This window comes from Paraburkholderia sp. BGA-UO-ETr-F12, from assembly GCF_059567945.1.
The window spans coordinates 458,021-477,029 of sequence record NZ_JCAQOZ010000046.1 but is presented as its reverse complement, the minus strand read 5'-3'; the positions used below and the strand labels follow the sequence as shown (position 1 = coordinate 477,029).

Below are 19,009 nucleotides of genomic sequence, written 5' to 3'. Positions count from 1 at the left end.
TGAAAATTGGTCAAGCCACTTTTTTGGATCGACGGATGGGATCGACCGTCTTGGTGGCGACGCCGGTGTCGGGCAAAGCCAAGATCTGGACTGTAAACCGTGCAGAATCAGGGCTAATTGGCGGCCGTACGGACGGGAGCCTATAATCTCTAGCGAGTTTTCGCTGCGGTAAATTGGCCTGACCAAAATGCGGGCCGATCGCTCGCGCAGCGGGTAACATACGGTTCACAGGGAGGACATTTGACAAGCACTCAACTCAAACAGGTCGAGACGAAACGTCTCTACCAACACATCGCTGACCAGATACGGGCGCTCATTCAGTCGGGTGGTTTCGCCCAGGGCTCGCGTTTGCCCCCCGAGCGCGATCTCGCCCAGCAACTGGGTGTTTCGCGGCCCTCATTGCGAGAAGCGTTGATCGCACTGGAGATTGCTGGCTCCGTCGAGATTCGGCAGGGTTCCGGTGTCTACGTGTGCCGCACACCTGAGCGTTCGCCGAATGCGACCGCCGCCCTCGGCGAAAGTCCTTCGGAGCTGATGCAGGCACGGGCGGTATTGGAGGGCTCGCTGATCGTGCTGGCCGCCGCGCTGATTACGCCCGAGCGATTGGTCCGCCTGCGCGAGACGCTCGACGGGATGCGCGCGCAGATCAACGCAGGGCGTTCCCCGCTGGATCACGATCGAGCGTTCCATGTGGGTATCGCGGAGATGACCGGCAATCTCGTGCTGGTCCGGATGGTGAGCGAGTTGTTCGACGAGCGTCATAGTCCGATTTCAGCGCGTCTGAGCGGCCGCGCGGAAACGGGGCAAACCTGGGCGGCGGCGCTCGCGGAACATGAAGCGATTTATCGCGCGCTTGAGGAGCGCGACCCGCTCGCGGCTCAATCGGCAATGCGCAGTCATCTCAGGGCATCGGAGATGCGATGGACCGAGGCGGGGTGATGCGCGCGGTGCGTCACATCTCGTGCTTGAAGAGCCTTATACGGATAACCCGTGGGGGCATTGTGCTCGTGCTCTTCCCGGACTACCACCTCAAATAGAGCGGACCGAGCAGGGCACCGATACCGGCGGTGATGCTGATGCCCAGTACGTACCAGATACCCCAGAACGGTACCGACATCTCCGAACAGTAAAGCGAATAGAGAAGCAGACCCTGCGCGCCAGCGAGCAGTCCGGCGCCTGTGCCTGACAACATAGGGTGGATGGGCGCGAGTCCCTTCAAGGCGTGCATCACTGCGGCAAGCGATGGTAGAGAGAGCAGAACGATATTCGCTGTGGTGACACGCCATGTTGTCCCTAACATCAGTTGCAGACGATAGCCTGGCGGGGTCGCGAATACCACGAACGTGGCAGCGAACAACATGATAATGAATGGTAGTGTGACCGCTAACCATGCCAGCCTGACGGGTGCGCCGGGCCGCCCAAGCCGTCCGGCGAGGTTCATCGCAGCGATGAATGTCGTTACCGGAAACGCGAGGCGTACCCAGAACATCGTCGTCAGTATCAATTCCGGCATGTCGCTGCGGATGCCATAAAGCACTACCAGCAAAGCCGCGCTGCTGGCCATGCCGACGCTAAGCGCGCGATTGAGCCGCTTCGAAGCAAAATTCGACTCGATCGGTGTCAGATTGTTAGTTAGCCTTAGTATAAGATCTGAAGTTCTCATGTGGCCCAACGGAAAACGTCGCAACGTTTTGAAAGTGGATACGTGATGCGATACGGGCGCCGGCTGTCGGGCAAGCGGTCCGACAGCCGGGTCAATCTCCGTGCCGAATGCCGGTAAATACGCCGGCTGAAAGCATCCCTGCCAGGTTGCCCTGGATGTCGAAGGAGGGCGCCTCCTCAAACGCCGCCGCGACCGCTTCGCCCAGCGATGCCCCTTCGAGAAGATGGGTCAGGAAGGCCGCACCGCCAGCCGGCAGGCGCGATACCAGCACCTCATCTTCGGGTCGTGTCACGAGTGCATCCTCCGCCTCGCTTGAGCGCAGCGGCGTAACGGGGCCGTCGTTCCGGTTCATCGCAAAGATGGCCACGGCGGGATAGCGTGAGCGCACCACTCTTGCGGCCGCATGTGGCATGAAACGGACGTTAGCGAGTAGCGCCGGTTCGATCCCGGCTAACGCTTCGGCGGCGAGCACAGGCAGGTCGGCTGCGTGATAGGCATCCAGCCATGCCCGCTCGATGCGCGCGATATCCGCAAGCCAGGGCATCTCGCGCGCATATTCGTAAGATTCGATGAACGCAGGGAAGTCCCGTCCGTACTCGAACAGCAGCGGCGAAGCAGGAGGTGTCGCGCGCAGATGGAAACGGGCCATCGCCCTGAAGAAGTCGGCGCCGGTGATGCGCTGGATAGCAGGATAGACCGCTGCCAGCGCATCGATGAGGCTGACCGTGACGTTGTTGCGATAAACGTTGTAGCGCTTGACCACACCCTTGCCCGGCGCGGCGATGACGTCTTCAGGCGTGGCGCTCGACGGGTCCGTCAAACCCGGTGCAAACGCGGCGGCGTGGCCGCCCGAAGGATGTTCAGCCCGCATGGCTGACCTCCTCGGCGAGTGATGCGTCTTCTTCAGCCATGATGTGCCGCGCGGATAGTGCCTGAGCCCGCAGCACCGGCCATGCGGGAAGCTTGCTGTCCCATTCGATCAGCGTGGGCCTTGGGCCGATTCGCGCAACGAGATCCCGATGGAGACGCCAGACGGGATCGGAAATAGCGCAGTCGTGGCTATCGATGAGCAGCCGTTCGTCTTCGTCGTCGCGCTGCTCGCTATGTCCGGCCAGGTGTATTTCGCTCACCTGTTCAAGCGGTAATCCTTCAAGATACGCTGCGGCGGAAAAGCCGTGATTGGTCGTGGAAACGAACACGTTATTAAGGTCCAGCAACAGGCCACAGCCGGTGCGTTGAACGACTGCGCGGATGAATTCGGTTTCGCTCAATGTCGAGGACGCGAACGCGACATAGGTCGACGGGTTCTCAAGAAGGAGGGGGCGTTTGATCGCGTCCTGGACCTGGCCGATGTGTTCGCACACGTGATCGAGCGTTGCTTTCGTGTACGGCAAAGGCAGGAGATCATTGAAGAATGTGCCGCCGTGCGACGACCACGCGAGGTGCTCAGACACCAGCAAGGGTTCGTAGCGCGTCACCAGGTCGCGAAAGCGCGCGAGATGCGCGAGGTCCAGTGCTTCAGGGCCGCCGATCGACATGCACACACCGTGAACGGAGAGCGGATAGGCCTCGCGGATCGCCGCAAGTGCCCGGTGGGGAGGACCACCGGCGCCCATATAGTTCTCGGCATGAACTTCGAAGAAGCCATCCTGCAGGCCATCCGCGAGGATCGCGCTCAGGTGCTCATGCTTGAAACTGGTTCCGACAGGCGCCTGAGCGCGACGCGTCACGCCACTCGAGCAGCCTCGCTCGCAAACCGCGGTTGTTCCTGAGATATCGTTCATGGCCGCTCCCGTTCGTCGAGCCGTTGGCCGGTTCAGGACTTCAGCGGCGTGAGCGAGCCATGGCCGCCGCCCGGCACTTCGATACTCGTGCAGGTGCCGCCTTGAACGAACTTCCACGAGTTACCCTGGAAGTCCATTGCCGACGTCCCCTGGCACGTCGTGCCGGGACCGGCGGCGCAATCGTTCTGCCCCTTCAGTGCGACGCCGTAGCACTTTTCCTTGTGGGCCGCAATGGCGGCGCCTTCTTCCGCTTTTGTGAGCGGTGCTGCATGGACGACTGATGCAAGCAGGCTCGCAACAACGCCGGCGAGCAGGGTGGAACTAACAGTGGCTTTTGTGGACATCGCATTTCTCCAGAGATTAGAAGGTATCCGTGATGGATACGTCATCTAATTCGTGGGTCACGGACGTCTGGTTACAGAGGCGTTTTGTTTTTTTGCCTGTGGCGGTCGACATCAGTTATTTGATCAGGGGGACTGCCGCGCGTATTGTCGGAGCGTGGCTCACCAGCGAAGGAGTTTGGGACCAAGCACCGCACCGAGCGCGGCTGGGAGCAACATGCCAGCCATATACCAGACGCTCCAGAACGCCGGACTCATCTCAGGACAATGAAAGCAGTACGCGACCGTGGCGATCGAACTCGCAAGCAGTCCGCAGGCGGCACCCGCAAGCCGCAGACTCGTGGGCGCCAGACCTTTGACGGCCCAGAGTATGGTGATGAAGCCTGGAACGGCGAGCAGAAGAATATTGAACGGACATGACCGCCACGAGTGCCCGAGTAGCCCGGGCAGCCGGTCTTCCGGCGCCGCGGTGACGACAATCACGATTGCAGCGATCCAGACGGCTAGCACCGGAGTCGTCATGACGGGCCATCCGGCTCCGACCCTGGCGCCGGGGCGCGCCAGCCGAACGGTCGCAATCAGGGCACCGATTGCCAGGCTCAGTGGGAACGCGAGCTTTTCCCAGAAGATCGGGGTCTTGGCGGCTGCAGCCAGATCGGGGCGAACGCCAAACACGATAGCCATCAACGCCGTTGCACCAAGCGTGGCGATAGGCAGTGAGATGCCGAAGCGGCGGGCTGCGGTGCCTCTTCGCACGGGTGTTATGCCGGTCGAGAGCAATCCGACAAGATCATCTGTTCTCATGCGATTCTCCGGACGTGTGCGGCCAGAGCCTTAAGTCCCCTGTGAATACTGACCTTGACGGCCGACTCCGATAGCCCTGTCAACTGGGCGGCTTCTGCAACCGACAGTCCCTGCAACTTGACGTGCAGGATCGAGAGCCTCTGTTTGTCCGGCAGACGACCAAGCAGTTTACCGACATCGCGACGGGCATCCGCCGGCTCGTCGTCGCACTCGGCGAAAATGTCGTCGTGCTCGTCAAGCGGTTCGTGCAACGACTCGCGTCGAGCACGGGTCCGGAAGAAATCCATCAGCTTATAACGCGCGATCGCGTGGACCCACGCGGTGAGTGGTTCATCCGGGCGGTAGGTATGACGTGCATTATGTACGGCAAGCAGGATTTCCTGAACGAGATCCTCGACGTCGTCGTGGAGGTGTGGAATCCGCTTGCGAAGATAGGCCCGCAGGTGGCGCGTCAGTTCGGACAGGAACAGGCGATATTCGGATGCGTTGCCCGCGAGGCCCGCAACAAGCAATGTTTTCAGACGCTGCTCTGCGGAATACACGGTTCTGACTCCCGGGTCAAAGAGCAGAGTGATCCCGAACAGCTTCCTCGAGCACGGCTTTCATGCCGGCAAAGCGTCGGTGGAGTGCAGCAGGGTCGCCCAGCACCTGGGCGAGTGCCAGGCCAATGCCGCTAGAGTCGCCCGTAATCGACATCCGCCTGTTCCTGATTTCCATTCCTCGTGTTCCTGTTTGATCTGATTCTTCGGAGCTAGGGATCGCCTGTCGCAGGGGATGAATTCCCCTGCGCCTCTGTACGTCATGCGGCTGGGTAGTTGGACGGGAAGAGGGCGTGCCGCGCTTCCTCATCCATCTCCTGCTTGAATGCGTAGCCGGCGCCGACCGCCCTCGCGCGAATCGCAGCCGGGCGGGCGTCGATTTCAGTGAACCAGCGCTTGAGATTGGCGAATGGCGCCAACGGATCATCAGTGCCGGGACGGACGAAAGCCGCGCGTGCTATCCAACCCCACGCGGACATGTCGGCGATCGTATAGGTTTCTCCGACGAGATACTCGCGGCCTGCGAGCTGGTCGTCGAGTACGCGATAGTGCCGCTCTGCTTCACGGCGGAACCTGTTGATCGCGTACGGCAGCTTCTCCGGTGCCGCATGCTGGAAATGTACCGATTGACCCGAGAACGGTCCGAGACCTGAACTGACGAAGAACAGCCAGGAGAGCAGTTCGGGGCGATCGGTTGCGGCGCCGAGATACTGTCCAGTCTTCTCAGCCAGATAAAGCAGAATGGCACTGGAATCGAACACCCTTGTTGCCCTCCCGCCTGGCCCGTCCCTGTCGACGATTGCGGGAACTTTGCCGTTCGGGTTGACTTTGAGGAAAGCGTCGAGATGCTGTTCGCCCTTCTTGGTGTCGACGGGCCGAAGTTCATACTCGAGGCCCGTTTCTTCAAGCATCAGGGCAACCTTTGCAGGGTTGGGCGTAGGGTGAAAATAAAAGTCGATCATGAGGTTACCGTGCGTTGCGTTCAGACCGCCTGATGCGTGCGTGATGGCTTTCGTGGGACCCCAGCAAGTGCTATCGCCTCAGGTCATTTTAGATCAGTTGATTTAGAATATCGTAACGTGTGTGACGTTGCAATGCCGACCGGCAAAACGTTACCCGATGCGAGGAGTTAACATGGCCCGACCACGGGAATTTGATGAAAATGCAGTCCTCGATGCCGCCGCCCACCAGTTCTGGGTCTATGGCTATACCGCTACATCCGTCCGGGATCTCGCGCAGGGGATGGGAATTACGGGGGCGAGCCTGTTCAACGCGTTCGGGGATAAACGGTCGCTGTTTGAACGAGCACTGGCACATTACATTGAAAGAAGCTTCGGTGACCGGGTATCGAGATTTGAGCGAAGCCTGCCGCCGTTGGAAGCCATCAAGGCCTTCTTCCGGGAGATCGTCGAGCGGTCGGTCCGCGACAGGGACCGTAAGGGATGCCTGCTGGTCAATTCGGCGCTCGAGGTTGCACCACACGACGCCGATTTTCAGGCGATGATCGCCAACGTACTGGTGGAGGTCGAAGCGTTTTTCCGGCGCTGTGTGAATGCGGGCCAGCAGACCGGCGAGATTTCCAGCGCGCAGCCTGCCGATGATCTTGCCCGGTTACTGCTTGGGCTGCATCTCGGCATACGGGTGCTTGCCCGGACAAGACCGGAGCGTGCTCTGCTGGAGGGCGTTGTACGGCCAGCGCTGGCGCTTCTTGAGCCTCACGTAAACTGAGCGCCCGGCGCGGGCGGATATGGCATTGCACATTCGCACATACAAGGGCTAGCCTGCTGCCCTTCGGAATCCAAAGGGACGGACGCTAGTTCGCTTCAAAGAGCGGGATGTAGCCCTCGGTCGGCAATAGAGCCGTGTGCATTTCCGCGTGAGCGCCCACCGAATTGAGGGTGTCTACGGTCGTGCGTCGATTCGACAGGATGCGCCACGGCACCACTTGCGTAGCAGGCGCGGCAGGATCCAGCGCTCTGCGTAACTCATCAAGCATTGCATGAGTAGGTAGCGTGTGCGTCACAAACCCCTCATTGGCCAGCGATGCGGTACGAAAACCAGCATTTCCACACAGACGCTCCTTCACAGGAACATCACGAACGGCTGCCTCACGGGAGTTCTGGATCAGATCCGCCGTGATGGAGTCCACGATTCGACCGCCTTTGATGAATGAGGGCCTGTCGGCGGCCCACGCCTCAGGCGGGCAAGCCTTGTGCGCAGGCATAAGTTCGATGAAAGGATTGACTTCGGCCGGATAGATTCTGCAGACGTTGGGCCTTGCCTCGTATGCGCCACATCGCATATCGGGTCGCAGGTGCGGGCAGGCGCCCTCGAAGGCGGCCGCAACTGTCACCATCACGCGGATCGGAAGCTCACCGCTGTCGGCGGCAAACGACCGCATTCGCCTGTGTTGCACCTGTCCATCGTCCGTTGATGGTTCGACGGGCCACGGCATTGCTTCACAAAAGACCTGAATGTCACCGCCACGTTCCAACCAGCGTATGGCTTCGTTGACGCTCAGGGGCAGACGAAGATTGTGACAACAATCGCCGCACATCGTGCATGCGAAGCTTAAATCCATGGCCATGTCGATCTCGGGGTCCAGAAGCAAACATAGAAACGCAAAGGGAAATGAAAGGCGGCCCAACGTCGGCCGCCATCGCTAATTCCCTAGTTCGATCTGAAGCCCGCTTCGGTTACATCGAGAATGCGAAATGGACCGCCGCTTCGCCGGACGCACACGCGACCCATCGGGAACGGCGAACAGGCGCGCAGCAGATTTGAGCGGCGCTGTAACCGATATTGCCGAATATCCGAACTAGGATTGGAGCATCGACAATTCCCTCTCTTTCCCAACCGCCAAAAGGGTCTAATCATGAACCGGATACGATTCGTCAAACACATCGTAGGCGCGGCGTTGCTGGCGGCGTCAGCCGCCACGTTCGCAGGTGAAGTGCCATTTACTCAGGCAAGCTTCGATCAGACCGTGTCATCGGGCCGGCCGGCGGTGGTCTATCTGCACGCAAGTTGGTGTCCAACATGTCGGGTTCAAAAGCCGATTGTCGACCGTCTGTCTGCCGACCCCAAGTTGAAGCAGGTGACGATTTTCATCGCAGACTATGATGCGGAAACGAAACTGAAAAGAGAACTCAAGGTAACCCAGCAGTCGACCTTCGTTGTCTTCAAGGACGGCCACGAAGTGGCGCGTTCCACGGGACGGACCCAGGAGGCCGCCATCCGGGCCGTGTTTGAACAGGCGTTGTGATGCAATTCACCGCTGCAACGTACGGACTAGGTCTCGTCGCCGGGTCGGCATCGGTGTTGTCCCCGTGCGTTCTGCCGCTACTCCCGATACTCGCGACGTCAGCGTTGGCTAAACATCGATTCGGCATCATCGCGCTGGCAGCCGGCCTGGCCATTTCGTTTGCGGGCGTCGGCATATTTCTCGCCACCCTCGGAGCGTCGGCTGGACTGGACCCTGAGATTCTTCGACGCTGGGCCGCGGGCCTGATGGTGTTTTTCGGTCTTGTCATGTTATCGGGCACCCTTCAAGGGTTTTTCTCCCGGCTTAGTTCGGTCGTCGGTGCGAAGGGCCAGCAGGCGCTCGACGATGTGAAAGGCAACGGATTGCTCGGGCAGACAATGATCGGGCTGTTGCTGGGGTTCGTCTGGACCCCCTGCGTCGGGCCAACGCTGGGTGCGGCAACGTCGCTGGCGGCACAAGGTCAGGACCTCGGCCAAATCGCTATCCTGATGGCGCTGTTCGGTTTGGGCGCGGCACTGCCGCTCGTTTTGCTCGGAACGATCTCGAGAGTTTCGCTGATGAAGGTGCGAGGCACGCTTGCCGCGTGGGGCAAGACGGCCCGCTGGACGCTCGGCGCCCTTTTCGTTGTCATGGGGACGGTCGTCATCACCGGCGTCGACCGCGAGTTGGAAACCCTTCTCCTGTCCGTCAGTCCGGCCTGGCTCACCAGTCTGACAACATCTCTATGAGAACGGGTCTGCGGCACCGCAGCGCAAGGAATGGCTGCCGGGAGTCCGCAGCGCTGCATTCGCATGGCTCGCATAACGGGAGACTCGCCGAAAATTGCCGCCGGTCTATGGGTCGCGGACCTCTACCGCCCGTGCGAGGGCCAGCAGACTATCAAGAAGCGGTCGATCCGCGCTATGTGCCGGTTGCGTCTGCGCTCATCTGAAGAAATCGTGTCATGTCAGCCGGCCGATGAATTGCTCTTCGCTGTTTTGGGCGGAGTGGCGTTGTCGAGCGCATGGAAGAGCGTCGAAGTTTGCAAGATCTCAGGCAGCAATTGCCCTTGTGGCATGCGAGGCCCGTATACGACGTCGAGCGGAATGCCGAAACGACCGAAACCCTGAATGTAGGCGAGCACTCCGGGGTTATACCGGCTCCAGTCGGCTCGCATGCGCACGATATTGTCCTGTTTGAGCCGGGTGCGCACGGCAGCCGTGTCCAGAACGGATAGCTCATTGACCTTGCAGGTGAGACACCAGCTCGCCGTTACGTCGACGAGCACAGTCTTGCCGCTGGCGACCAGCGTGCTGATTGCATTCGGATCGAACGCTTGCCATTCGGTCGGTGGAGCGCTTCGGGCTCCTGCGCCGGGCGACGTAAGCGAGGAAATTGCAATGGCGCAGCACGCAAGGAGCGCAGTCGCTGCGCCTGACCATCGCGCGGTCCGCAGGCTTGCCCATCGGGTCACGGCGGCCCGCACCGCGAGCATGGCAATCAGCACGATACTGACGAGTGACGCGACGGCCATACCCGCAATATTCCACAACGACGCGATCAGCCAGATCGAAGTCGTCAGCAGCAGTAGACCCATGATCCTGCGCAACTGGATCATCCACTGGCCGGGGCGCGGAAGCCGCGTCGCAAGCGACGGCGCGAGCGCCAATGTCAGGAATGGGAGCGCCATTCCTACCCCAAGTGCGAGAAGCACCGCCGTGATCTCGAACGGACTGCGTGCCAACGCAAAGCCGACCACGGTGCCGACGAGCGGAGCCGAGCACGGTGTGGCAAGAAGCGTAGAAAGCATGCCGCCGACGAACGCCTCGACAAGCGGCCCCCGATTGCTTGCACCGCTCGCACCTCCGGAAAGGATTGGCGGAAGATTGATCGGGAGCCAGTCAAAGAAGCTCGCCGCAAACAACGTTGTGACGACGGCCATGCCTGCGAGGAACCACGGTTGCTGGAACTGTATGCCCCATCCGAGCGACGCGCCCGCGAGTTTGAGGATGGACAACACGGTGGCAAGCAATCCGAACGAAGTGATGATTCCCAAGGCCGTCGCGAGCGCCACCCGCCTTGCCGTTTTGCGTTCGGTGCCTGCGGCTTTCGCTACCGAGAAAACCTTGATTGAAAGAACGGGCAACACGCATGGCATGAAGTTCAGAATCAGGCCGCCAAGCAGCGCCAAGCCCAGAATGACGACGATGCCGTGATCGTCGTCTCCCGTGGAGACGACTGATGCGACCGTGAATTCGGCCGCTCTGGGTCCGTCCACCACGGTCAGGCGCAGCGGCTCTTTCGCTGCAGCGGCGGGTGGCAGATCGACTTCCAGCGCAGCCTGGTGGCCGTGGTTTGAAAGGTGTACCTGTGGCGCTGCGGGCAGACCGGCTTCGGCTCCTTCGACGAATAGATCCGGCGACCGAAACGGGGTGCCATCGCTACGCAGATCGACGTTCAGGCGCCGGCGGGCGGAGGTTTGCTCCAGCATGCTATGCACCACGCCGATTCCGGCCTGCGCGGGCGTTTGCGGCACCCTTTGCGCCGCTGCGGCGATCGCTGCAGCTTCGCTTGATGCTCCGTCCATGCCCGGCGGCAAGGTGAGCGCCACCTCCGCATGTTCGGGCACGCAGACATTCGCGCAACTCGCATAGTCGAGCGTCAGCGCAAGGCGGGTCGCCTCGTGCGGATGGTCCAGCTTAAGGCTCACCGGCAGAATGAAATCGCCCGTATAGACACTGTTTTGCAGACCCGAGATAACGAGGCGGGACGGCGCGGGCCAGGACACGGATGCCGATGCGACATTACCGGACCGCGACCAGTCGAAAATCGGCGCGATGCCGGCATCGCCAGGGGTGCGCCAGTAACCATGCCAGCCGTTCGGATAGCGGAACTCGACGCCTATCTGCAGCGTGTTGCCTGCAACGGCGTCGGTTGCCGTGATGATGCGCACACTGGCGCGCTGATCGCCGGCCCAGTTCGAGGACGCCGCACGAGCCTCCAACGATGGAGCAAGAAGAAGCGTTGCGACGAGGGCAAAGAAGGCGCCAACGCGAGTGAATCGGGGCATCGCTTGCTCCTCATCGAAAAGATCGTAAGAACATCGGGCTTTCATAAGGCGTCCCCCCCGGGGCGGAGGGCGCGCACGCTAAGGCTCATCGGTCACGCGGGCAGCGCCGACAATGTGTCCGTCCGGTGCCTCGAGCAATACTGCGGTCTTCTCACCCGCAGGGACCTGAGGGGTGAACATGGCCGGTTTGCCGGTCCATTGACCAATCGGCTCGAACGAGCGAACGATGTTGGACTCCTTCAGCGTTCGCCCGCCGTTTTCGCCGCGCCCGACGGTGGTCGTGTGCTGCGCGTCGTAACCCACCAGAATCACCTGCGCGCTTCCGGAGCCGGCACCGACCGAGACGGTAATGGCGTTGCCCTTGCGCACCGCGGACAACGGCGCGGACGTTGAATCCGCGGCCTTCGCTTTCTGAATCGCGGCCTCGGCGGATGAGCGGTCCGAACCCACGAAGGCAGTTGTTCCGTCGACGACCATCTCTGGCGTGTAGGATCCGTCGCCGAAGCGTTGCCCGTATTCAGCCTGGCGTTGAGTGGCGACATCGAGGGAAAAAGGGTCCTTCCATCCGAGGCTGTTCCAGTAGGTGACGTGAAAAGCCAAAGGGAGAATGTCGTTTCGCTGCTGACTTAACTCCGACAGATAGGCGTCAGCCGGCGGACACGATGAACAGCCTTCGGACGTGAAAAGTTCGACGACCACCGGTCGGGGCATTGCCGCGGCGACGGGCAGCGCCACAAGCAGTGAAGCGGAAGCAAGCAGACGGGATAGCATGAGTTGACTCCTGGTGAGGATCGTTCATGCATTGGTCGAGGTGGGGGAGGCGATATGACAGTCCGGCGAGAAAAAGCCAAGGAATTTCTCGCGCAGCATCGGTTGTTACTGGACGCCCGGAAACCCGGAAAGGCGGAACGATTCCGCTTATATCGTGTGTCATCTTTGGTGCCGAGCCACGACCAAAGGACGAAAGGTAAGTGTCCGTCGTAGTCAGGTGAAGCGTTGCCTTCCCGCTATTTGTCGAGCGGTGAGCAGACGTCGAACCGGAGAACCCTGTCATGTCATTGCAGAAACGTCTCGATGCCTTCAAGGCGACATTCGAGTCCGGGCTGCCTCCTTACAATGTGCATCGTTCTGTCGTCGATACGCTCCAGCGGGCGACCGACGAACTGATCGAATCCGGTCTTGCTGAGCGGGCAAAAAAGGTCGGCGACGTTGCGCCGTGTTTTGTCCTGAAGGATCCAGACCACTGGCCGATCGGTTCGCGCAAGCTGATTGCCGACGGCCCGCTGGTATTGACGTTCTATCGCGGTGTATGGAGCCCATACTGCAATCTGGAGCTTCGGGCGCTGCAGGCGGCACTGCCCGATATCGTCGCCCGTGGCGCGAGCCTGATGGCAATTTCGCCGCAGAATGGGGTCAATAGCCGCAGGACGATCCACGAGAACCGCCTCAGTTTCCCGATACTCGGAGACCCGCGCGGTGAACTGTCGGCCGCCTATGGACTGCGCGTCGCGTTGCCGGACTATCTTGTCGAGCTGTACCTGAGCACATTCGAGACCGACCTGTCGTCCTTCAACGACGACCCCTCGTGGACGCTGCCGATGCCCGCGAGGTTCGTCATCGACCAGGACGGCATCATCGCTTACGCCGAGGTGAGTCCGGACTTCACGAAACGTCCCGACCCCGCCGAGCTGCTTCCGGTTCTTGACGGACTTGCCGCCGGAGGCCGGACATGAGATTTCCGCCCCACGCCTCCGGGAGGGAAGCATTTCTCCGCTATCCGCGTAAATGTTTTTCACGCAGTTTATTTCGCGCCAACTGTAACCAGAACCCGCAATGAACCGAACTACCGAAAATGGACCTGCGAGTCCCGTCGAAGAACGACTGAAGGGTCTATTCCTGCGGGGTCTGGATGGGAACGCAGCGGCTTATCAGGCCTTTCTCTGCGACCTGACCGGGCATCTGCGCGGATTTCTGAGAAAGCGTCTCTTCCACCTGCAAGACGATGTCGAGGACCTGGTCCAGGAGATTTTGCTGGCAGTGCATAATGGACGCCATACCTACCATCCGGACCAGCCGTTGACGGCTTGGGTGCATGCGATCGCCCGCTACAAACTGGCGGATTTTTTTCGCGCGCGATCGCGCCGGGAAGCCTTGCACATGCCGCTGGACGACGAGCTCGAGATCTTCGCTACCTGCGATGTCGAACCGGCAGAGGCCCGGCGTGACCTAAGCAAGCTGCTCGAACAGTTGCCCGACCGCTAGCGCCTGCCGATTCTGCACGTCAAGCTGGAAGGGTTGTCGGTGACTGAAACCGCAAAGCTCACCGGCCTGTCGGAGTCGGCGGTCAAGGTTGGCGTGCACCGCGGTTTGAAAGCATTGGCACTAAAGTTTCAAGGCGCATCATGAAGACAGAGGATCTGGTTTCACTGCTGGCCGCGGGCGTGCCCGCTATCGATCACAACGTGTCGGCAAAGCGATTCGGCTGCGCGATGTTATGCGGCGGTGTCGGTTCCACGGTGCTCATGACACTCGTTTATGGCGTTCGCCCCGACATCGGCGCGGCGATGAAGCTGCCGCTGTTCTGGATCAAGCTGGCTCTGCCTGTGTGCCTCACGCTCGCTGCGTTGCTGGCGACAGCGCGACTGTCCCGGCCAGGATCTGCGGTAGGCCGCGCATGGGCCGCGCTTGCCGCGCCTGTGCTCGCCGTGTGGATTGCGACGCTCGTCCTGTTGTGGTTGGCCCCTCCCGATGCGCGCTTGCCCCTCGTCATGGGCAATACGTGGCGCGTATGTCCACGTAATATCGCGTTGCTTTCAGTGCCGGTGTTCATTACGGTGTTCTGGGCGATGCGCGGTCTGGCACCCACGCGACTCAGGCTGGCCGGCGCCGCAGGCGGCCTGCTGGCGGGAGCGACTGCCGCGATTGCTTACTGTTTCCACTGCCCCGAGATGGGTGTGCCATTCTGGGCCGTCTGGTATCTCCTCGGCATGCTGATTCCCACGCTTGCCGGCGTGGTGCTGGGGCCCCGGCTGTTGAACTGGTGAGTTGGACCGCTGGAAGGTCGCACTGTGTTCAGCCAGCGTTATGCAGAGATGCGTGCCGAAAGCCTGGTGCCGCGTAACTGAAACCCAACCTTACTTTTTGCGTGTTCTGTAACCAATCCGGGCAAACGGGCGAAATACCTTACGAAACGCAGGCATAAGCCTGTGCTTGAGCGATCGACGCCGGGAACTCCGGAGGACCTGGAGGGCCGGGATTAGTTGGCATTCGGGCCGGTCGATCGATACCTCCATCAATACCCCTTTGGGAGAGTAATGATGAAAGTGAACAAGTTGGCGATGATCATGGCCGTGGCAACGCTCGGCATGTCGGCGCTGGCGAGCGCTCAATCTGTGCAGCCCGCTGACGCAAACTCAATGGCGGCAGGATCGAATCGAGGTCCGAAGACTCGCGAGCAGGTGCGTGAAGAATTGGCTCATGCTCGCATGAACGGTACCATCCCGCGTTTCGGTAATCCCGATCCTTATGGGCCTGGCGGCACGCCGAATTTCATCCGGCGCTGAATGGAGGGCAGGGAATAGCCAGGCAAACTGATCGTCGAGGTTCATTCCGTTCGCGGTAGTAATACGGGTACGGAAGATCACGGCGTGAAGCACGTCTCGTGGCATGCGCAAACCTGGTTCCGGTGGGAAGGGATCCGGTATTACACGGCAGCAGAGGCAGACATGTCCACTTATCCGAATTTGTCCGCGCCACCCGGCTTGACCGCTTTTGTGTTCGCAGGCGGCGGCAGCCTCGGCGCGATCGAAGTTGGCATGCTGCGCGAGCTGCTCGATCATGGTGTGCATCCGGGTTGCGTGATTGGCGCATCCGCCGGTGCGATCAATGCGGCGTATTTTGCTGGCCGGCCCGACGGCGATTGCGTAGCCAAGCTCGAATCGCTGTGGTGTCGGATCAGGCGGCGGGACATCATGCCGCTCACCATGTTCGGGTTGCTCGAGATGGTGCTGAGTCGCCGCTCCCACCTTGTCGAAGCCACAGCGCTGCGCATGCTGCTGGAAAAGAATTTGTCGTTTTCCCGGGTCGAGCATGCGGCCATACCACTTCACATCGTGGCGACGGACATGCAAAGCGGCAAAGAAATTATCCTGTCGTCTGGCCCGCTGGTGGACGCCGTCCTCGCGAGCGCTGCGATTCCCGGTGTGTTCCCGCCGGTGCGCATTGACGGCGTGGATCTGGTCGATGGCGGCGTGGCCAACAATACGCCGATCTCCGTGGCCATTTCACTGGGTGCGACACGCGTCATTGTGCTTCCGGCCGGGTTTGCCTGCGCAATCCGCAAGCCGCCCGGTAACCCAATCGCGCAGGCCATGCATGCGCTGACACTTCTTATTGCGCGTCAGCTTGTGCGCGATCTGGAATCCTACTCATCCCGCGCAGAGATCTTTGTTGTGCCGCCACTGTGTCCGCTCGATGTATCGCCTTACGACTACACGCAGTGCGACCGCCTGATTGAGCGTGCGGCCGCGAAGACGCGTGCATGGTTGCACGAAGGCGGTCTTGAGCGCGGACTTATCCCGGGTGAACTACGCGAACACACGCATGCATGACTGGAGCGAGCAGAAGCGCTAAACGACAGTGGCATCGTTGCCGCGATTCAGTCGCTCTCTTACGCAGTTGCGCATCGCCATGACAGCACCCGGTCACGACCTGGGCGACCTGTCGCCAAGCAGGTAGTCCATCGATATCAGGCCAGGCCCCCAGGCTGCAATTCCCAGTGCCATCGCCAACCAGGTCAGATGGATGGGCCAGCCGTCCGGTACGGTCAGCTCGACAATGCACGTCATCAATATCAGGCCGGCCGCGGCGAACCGGGTTCCGAGGCCGAGCACGAGCAGCACCGGGAATGTCACCTCGCCGAGGCCCGACAGAAACGCAAAAACAGCTGGGGCGGGAAACGGATACGGGCCGCCTGGGAGGTGCAACTTGAACTCGTCCGTGAACAGGTCGATCGCCGTATCGCTCAGTTGAAGGAAGCCGTGCCATTTGAGAATGCCCGACTTCCAGAACGGCACAGCCAGAGCAAGCCGCAGGACGAGTTGAACGAGCCACGGTTGTGCGAGCTGCTGGATCAGCCGCCTCGCCGTGCCAATCGCGGATACGACTACATCCGGAATCGGCAGTTTTACGTTCTGTAGGTTCGACATCTCAATGAATCTCCAAGTTGGACGGCGACAAACACGCCGGCGGGGATCATCCCTGTCAGGTCGGCCAGTCCGTCCGCGAGGATCGCAGGCACTTGCTGATGGCTGAAACGGGTGCAACCAATCCCGTGTGCGGCAGGCATCGCGTGGAGGGGCGGTCTGTCTGGCTGACTGCCGTTGTCACCGTGGAATTGCCCATGGCCGCCCCGTTCCTCGTGTCGTTCGCCGAATCAGGACTTCAACGGAGTGAGCGAGCCGTGGCCGCCACCCGGCACTTCGATACTCGTGCAGGTGCCGCCCTGAACGAACTTCCACGAGTTACCCTGGAAATCCATCGCGGACGTGCCCTGACACGTGGTGCCGGGACCGGCGGCGCAGTCGTTTTGCCCCTTCAGGGCAACGCCGTAGCACTTCTCCTTGTGTGCGGCGACAGCAGCGGCTCCTTCGGCGGGCGTAAGTGGTGCTGCATGGGCGACTGATGCAAGCAGGCTCGCGACAACGCCGGCGAGGAGGGTGGAGCTGACCGTGATCTTTGTGGACATTGAATTTCTCCAGTGGTTGGGATGGAAGGTACCCGTGATGGATACGTGATCTAGTTCGCGGGCTGGAGATGTCCGGTTACAGGGGAATCGCTATTTTTTTGCTTTCGACCTTTGGAGCGTCGACATCTGCCAGAACCGCCGCGGCCAAACCGCTTGCAATAGTTCGTTGCCGGTTGGCAGACGGTTACAGCACACCGCTGTTTTTTGTCGAGGGCGACAAGATGAAGTGGCTCCGGTCGTCGGAGACGAACGAGCCGCATGCGTGCCGGCTGGGTTCGGCACAGAGTTGACGGCTCGCGTTCAGCATAATTATTTTGTATCGCTAAACGAAAATGCCGATTACGTACATTCGCTATTCCTTGCGGGCTGGCATCCGAGTGGCGAAGCAAAATTCGTCGATCGACGTAACCGTCCGGCAGCCGGAGACGAACTATCAGTCGGATGTGGACGGCATGATCCCGGAGAGCCGTTGATGTCTGGCGGCGAACCAGAGACGGGCAGGCGCTACTGACTTGCCGCCCAGGCCCTTCAGGTTACCCCGTGCATCCGACCGCCGGTTTGTTCTCTGTCCGCAGTGGAGCGCCGGGCCGTTCATGGATATTTTGGCGCTCTATCCCTATGTTACGAAAGACCCTTAGACGTGCCTGCGGTTTCGGCCTCGCGCTACGCGTGCTATGTATGCCCTGGGTGCTGTTGTGTGCTCGGATCTGGTTTGGACAGGTCGTCTTCGTGCATCAGATCATGACGATGGCAGAAGGCCCCCACGATGGTCTGTTCTCCGGCGGCCTGCATGTCCCGTCCGGGCTCGATGCAGCGCTGCACAGTGTGGTGCCGTTGCTGCTTACCATGGGGCTGCTGACTCGTCCTGTCGCACTGGTGCTGCTCGTCGAAACGATCGTCGACAGTCACGGTGCGCTGGCGGTTGGCGCACAAGGAGCCAAACTTGCGCTCCTTTCGTGGCTCATCGTAAGTGGGGCGGGGGCGATATCGCTGGACAATCTTCTGGGGCGCGGATTGTCATGGATTCCATTTCGCCCAATAAGGCTCGCGCGTGGGCTTTATGTCTGGTTCGAACGCTATCTGAGTCCGCTTCTTCAGTTCGTCATTCGTGTCGGGCTTGCCGCTTCACTCGTTAACTTCGTATTGCCAACGGGTTCGTGGTTGCAGAAATCGATGTTGGGCGCCGCGGCGACCGCTCTTGTTCACCCGGCATGGTGTGCGGTGGCGCTCGCGTTAGCGCTCGCGCTTGGCTGTGCGACGCGCTTGGCCGCCCTCGTCATCGCGGTGATGGTGCCAGTGGCCGGTATCGCCATGTCGACCGACGATCGGCTGGCAGTCCTGCTTCTTCTTTTGGTGCTTGTGGTCGCAGGCGGCGGCGCATTTTCCGTCGATTGGCTGCTTGACCGGTGGACGGGCACCAGTTCGCAGGAAGACGATTCCTCCCCGGAGGATTTGCCCCATGTCGTCGTAGTCGGGGGAGGCTTTGGCGGCGTCGCAGCCGCGCAGGGACTGCGCAATGCGCGCTGTCGGATCACGCTGATCGACCAGCGCAACCATCATCTGTTTCAGCCGCTGCTCTACCAGGTGGCGACGGCCGCGCTGTCGCCCGCGGAGATCGCCACGCCGATTCGCAGCCTGTTCCGGCGGCAGCGCAACGTTCAGGTCAGGTTAGGGCAGGTGACGGGGGTGGATGCGGTCGCGCGCGAGGTACACGTGGGCACGCTATCCGTGAAATTCGACTACCTGGTACTGGCGACAGGCGCTCGCCACAGCTATTTTGGCAAGGACAGTTGGGCGCCTTTTGCACCGGGCCTGAAG

At 60.8% G+C, this 19,009-nt stretch carries 21 protein-coding genes and 2 pseudogenes; 10 read left to right on the top strand and 13 right to left on the bottom strand.

The genetic code is table 11. The features are described from left to right. Window positions 1-240 precede the first annotated feature (240 nt). The gene (locus AC57B6_RS21400; RefSeq protein ID WP_028194786.1) at window positions 241-939 is read left to right on the top strand and encodes a FadR/GntR family transcriptional regulator; all 699 of its coding nucleotides are present in this window, start codon (window positions 241-243) and stop codon (window positions 937-939) included. A gap of 82 nt (window positions 940-1,021) precedes the next feature. Here AC57B6_RS21400 and AC57B6_RS21395 read toward each other — a convergent pair whose 3' ends face one another. From AC57B6_RS21395 to AC57B6_RS21360, 8 genes are all read right to left on the bottom strand, one after another. Next, on the bottom strand, window positions 1,022-1,663 hold the full coding sequence (locus AC57B6_RS21395; RefSeq protein ID WP_496422055.1) for a DUF1109 domain-containing protein: 642 nt from the start codon (window positions 1,661-1,663) through the stop codon (window positions 1,022-1,024). A 91-nt stretch (window positions 1,664-1,754) separates the two neighbouring features. Further along, a complete protein-coding gene (locus AC57B6_RS21390; protein WP_496422054.1) occupies window positions 1,755-2,534 on the bottom strand; it encodes an HvfC/BufC N-terminal domain-containing protein in 780 nt (259 codons plus the stop codon). Further along, window positions 2,524-3,447, bottom strand: a complete 924-nt coding sequence (gene bufB, locus AC57B6_RS21385) for an MNIO family bufferin maturase (RefSeq protein WP_496422053.1) — start codon at window positions 3,445-3,447, stop codon at window positions 2,524-2,526. Before bufB ends, AC57B6_RS21390 begins: the two co-directional genes overlap by 11 nt. A 32-nt stretch (window positions 3,448-3,479) precedes the next feature. After that, complete coding sequence (locus tag AC57B6_RS21380; RefSeq protein WP_028194783.1) at window positions 3,480-3,791, bottom strand: BufA1 family periplasmic bufferin-type metallophore; 312 nt, start codon at window positions 3,789-3,791, stop codon at window positions 3,480-3,482. 159 nt (window positions 3,792-3,950) lie between these two features. Next, window positions 3,951-4,592, bottom strand: a complete 642-nt coding sequence (locus AC57B6_RS21375) for a DUF1109 domain-containing protein (RefSeq protein WP_496422052.1) — start codon at window positions 4,590-4,592, stop codon at window positions 3,951-3,953. Next, a complete protein-coding gene (locus tag AC57B6_RS21370; RefSeq protein ID WP_144194204.1) occupies window positions 4,589-5,134 on the bottom strand; it encodes a sigma-70 family RNA polymerase sigma factor in 546 nt (181 codons plus the stop codon). Before AC57B6_RS21370 ends, AC57B6_RS21375 begins: the two co-directional genes overlap by 4 nt. A 16-nt stretch (window positions 5,135-5,150) precedes the next feature. After that, complete coding sequence (locus AC57B6_RS21365) at window positions 5,151-5,309, bottom strand: hypothetical protein (RefSeq protein WP_496422051.1); 159 nt, start codon at window positions 5,307-5,309, stop codon at window positions 5,151-5,153. A gap of 82 nt (window positions 5,310-5,391) precedes the next feature. Further along, window positions 5,392-6,093, bottom strand: coding sequence for a glutathione S-transferase family protein (locus tag AC57B6_RS21360; protein ID WP_496422050.1), 702 nt, complete (start codon window positions 6,091-6,093; stop codon window positions 5,392-5,394). A gap of 172 nt (window positions 6,094-6,265) precedes the next feature. Between AC57B6_RS21360 and AC57B6_RS21355 the strand changes: the two genes are divergently transcribed. Continuing rightward, window positions 6,266-6,859 (top strand): TetR/AcrR family transcriptional regulator, encoded by a 594-nt coding sequence (locus AC57B6_RS21355; RefSeq protein WP_406869597.1) that lies wholly within the window; start codon window positions 6,266-6,268, stop codon window positions 6,857-6,859. A gap of 85 nt (window positions 6,860-6,944) precedes the next feature. Here the strand turns inward: AC57B6_RS21355 and AC57B6_RS21350 are convergent, their stop codons facing one another. Then, entirely contained in the window at window positions 6,945-7,718 is a 774-nt protein-coding gene (locus tag AC57B6_RS21350) for a YkgJ family cysteine cluster protein (protein WP_406869598.1), read from the bottom strand. Between the two features lie 237 nt (window positions 7,719-7,955). On the opposite strand from AC57B6_RS21350, the gene AC57B6_RS21345 reads away from it, so the two are divergent. Then, the gene (locus tag AC57B6_RS21345) at window positions 7,956-8,396 is read left to right on the top strand and encodes a thioredoxin family protein (RefSeq protein WP_496422049.1); all 441 of its coding nucleotides are present in this window, start codon (window positions 7,956-7,958) and stop codon (window positions 8,394-8,396) included. Further along, window positions 8,396-9,124: a cytochrome c biogenesis CcdA family protein gene (locus AC57B6_RS21340; protein ID WP_496422048.1), complete on the top strand. Its 729-nt coding sequence runs from the start codon at window positions 8,396-8,398 to the stop codon at window positions 9,122-9,124. Before AC57B6_RS21345 ends, AC57B6_RS21340 begins: the two co-directional genes overlap by 1 nt. Before the next feature lie 218 nt (window positions 9,125-9,342). Here AC57B6_RS21340 and AC57B6_RS21335 read toward each other — a convergent pair whose 3' ends face one another. Both AC57B6_RS21335 and AC57B6_RS21330 read right to left on the bottom strand, forming a co-directional pair. Beyond that, complete coding sequence (locus AC57B6_RS21335) at window positions 9,343-11,445, bottom strand: protein-disulfide reductase DsbD family protein (protein WP_496422047.1); 2,103 nt, start codon at window positions 11,443-11,445, stop codon at window positions 9,343-9,345. Window positions 11,446-11,523: 78 nt separating this feature from the next. After that, window positions 11,524-12,216 (bottom strand): DUF1223 domain-containing protein, encoded by a 693-nt coding sequence (locus AC57B6_RS21330; protein ID WP_496422046.1) that lies wholly within the window; start codon window positions 12,214-12,216, stop codon window positions 11,524-11,526. A gap of 281 nt (window positions 12,217-12,497) precedes the next feature. On the opposite strand from AC57B6_RS21330, the gene AC57B6_RS21325 reads away from it, so the two are divergent. The 5 genes and pseudogenes from AC57B6_RS21325 to AC57B6_RS21305 all read left to right on the top strand — a co-directional run bounded on the left by AC57B6_RS21325 (window position 12,498) and on the right by AC57B6_RS21305 (window position 16,055). Continuing rightward, window positions 12,498-13,178, top strand: coding sequence for a peroxiredoxin-like family protein (locus AC57B6_RS21325; RefSeq protein ID WP_252890345.1), 681 nt, complete (start codon window positions 12,498-12,500; stop codon window positions 13,176-13,178). A gap of 100 nt (window positions 13,179-13,278) precedes the next feature. Further along, window positions 13,279-13,851: pseudogene (locus AC57B6_RS21320) on the top strand (sigma-70 family RNA polymerase sigma factor). Further along, window positions 13,848-14,489, top strand: a complete 642-nt coding sequence (locus AC57B6_RS21315) for a DUF1109 domain-containing protein (RefSeq protein WP_474631764.1) — start codon at window positions 13,848-13,850, stop codon at window positions 14,487-14,489. Before AC57B6_RS21320 ends, AC57B6_RS21315 begins: the two are co-directional and overlap by 4 nt. Before the next feature lie 270 nt (window positions 14,490-14,759). Then, window positions 14,760-15,008, top strand: coding sequence for a DUF4148 domain-containing protein (locus tag AC57B6_RS21310; RefSeq protein ID WP_030100360.1), 249 nt, complete (start codon window positions 14,760-14,762; stop codon window positions 15,006-15,008). Window positions 15,009-15,170: 162 nt separating this feature from the next. Further along, window positions 15,171-16,055, top strand: coding sequence for a patatin-like phospholipase family protein (locus tag AC57B6_RS21305; RefSeq protein ID WP_042274023.1), 885 nt, complete (start codon window positions 15,171-15,173; stop codon window positions 16,053-16,055). A gap of 93 nt (window positions 16,056-16,148) precedes the next feature. Here AC57B6_RS21305 and AC57B6_RS21300 read toward each other — a convergent pair whose 3' ends face one another. Further along, on the bottom strand, window positions 16,149-16,652 hold the full coding sequence (locus tag AC57B6_RS21300; RefSeq protein WP_496422045.1) for a DoxX family protein: 504 nt from the start codon (window positions 16,650-16,652) through the stop codon (window positions 16,149-16,151). A 227-nt stretch (window positions 16,653-16,879) separates the two neighbouring features. Then, complete coding sequence (locus AC57B6_RS21295) at window positions 16,880-17,191, bottom strand: BufA1 family periplasmic bufferin-type metallophore (RefSeq protein WP_028194768.1); 312 nt, start codon at window positions 17,189-17,191, stop codon at window positions 16,880-16,882. A 618-nt stretch (window positions 17,192-17,809) separates the two neighbouring features. Between AC57B6_RS21295 and AC57B6_RS21290 the strand changes: the two are divergent. Further along, window positions 17,810-18,985 (top strand): annotated as a pseudogene (locus tag AC57B6_RS21290) (DoxX family protein); the annotation flags it as partial. Window positions 18,986-19,009 lie beyond the last annotated feature (24 nt).

Bases quoted from the DNA above. Each gene is read 5' to 3' on its own strand.
- AC57B6_RS21310 (WP_030100360.1), top strand. From the start codon at position 14,760: ATGATGAAAGTGAACAAGTTGGCGATGATCATGGCCGTGGCAACGCTC.
- AC57B6_RS21360 (WP_496422050.1), bottom strand. From the start codon at position 6,093: ATGATCGACTTTTATTTTCACCCTACGCCCAACCCTGCAAAGGTTGCC.
- AC57B6_RS21330 (WP_496422046.1), bottom strand. From the start codon at position 12,216: ATGCTATCCCGTCTGCTTGCTTCCGCTTCACTGCTTGTGGCGCTGCCC.
- AC57B6_RS21355 (WP_406869597.1), top strand. From the start codon at position 6,266: ATGGCCCGACCACGGGAATTTGATGAAAATGCAGTCCTCGATGCCGCC.
- AC57B6_RS21380 (WP_028194783.1), bottom strand. From the start codon at position 3,791: ATGTCCACAAAAGCCACTGTTAGTTCCACCCTGCTCGCCGGCGTTGTT.
- AC57B6_RS21365 (WP_496422051.1), bottom strand. From the start codon at position 5,309: ATGGAAATCAGGAACAGGCGGATGTCGATTACGGGCGACTCTAGCGGC.
- AC57B6_RS21390 (WP_496422054.1), bottom strand. From the start codon at position 2,534: ATGCGGGCTGAACATCCTTCGGGCGGCCACGCCGCCGCGTTTGCACCG.
- AC57B6_RS21295 (WP_028194768.1), bottom strand. From the start codon at position 17,191: ATGTCCACAAAGATCACGGTCAGCTCCACCCTCCTCGCCGGCGTTGTC.
- AC57B6_RS21395 (WP_496422055.1), bottom strand. From the start codon at position 1,663: ATGAGAACTTCAGATCTTATACTAAGGCTAACTAACAATCTGACACCG.
- AC57B6_RS21350 (WP_406869598.1), bottom strand. From the start codon at position 7,718: ATGGCCATGGATTTAAGCTTCGCATGCACGATGTGCGGCGATTGTTGT.
- AC57B6_RS21305 (WP_042274023.1), top strand. From the start codon at position 15,171: ATGTCCACTTATCCGAATTTGTCCGCGCCACCCGGCTTGACCGCTTTT.
- AC57B6_RS21315 (WP_474631764.1), top strand. From the start codon at position 13,848: ATGAAGACAGAGGATCTGGTTTCACTGCTGGCCGCGGGCGTGCCCGCT.
- AC57B6_RS21375 (WP_496422052.1), bottom strand. From the start codon at position 4,592: ATGAGAACAGATGATCTTGTCGGATTGCTCTCGACCGGCATAACACCC.
- AC57B6_RS21335 (WP_496422047.1), bottom strand. From the start codon at position 11,445: ATGCCCCGATTCACTCGCGTTGGCGCCTTCTTTGCCCTCGTCGCAACG.
- AC57B6_RS21325 (WP_252890345.1), top strand. From the start codon at position 12,498: ATGTCATTGCAGAAACGTCTCGATGCCTTCAAGGCGACATTCGAGTCC.
- AC57B6_RS21300 (WP_496422045.1), bottom strand. From the start codon at position 16,652: ATGTCGAACCTACAGAACGTAAAACTGCCGATTCCGGATGTAGTCGTA.
- AC57B6_RS21340 (WP_496422048.1), top strand. From the start codon at position 8,396: ATGCAATTCACCGCTGCAACGTACGGACTAGGTCTCGTCGCCGGGTCG.
- bufB (WP_496422053.1), bottom strand. From the start codon at position 3,447: ATGAACGATATCTCAGGAACAACCGCGGTTTGCGAGCGAGGCTGCTCG.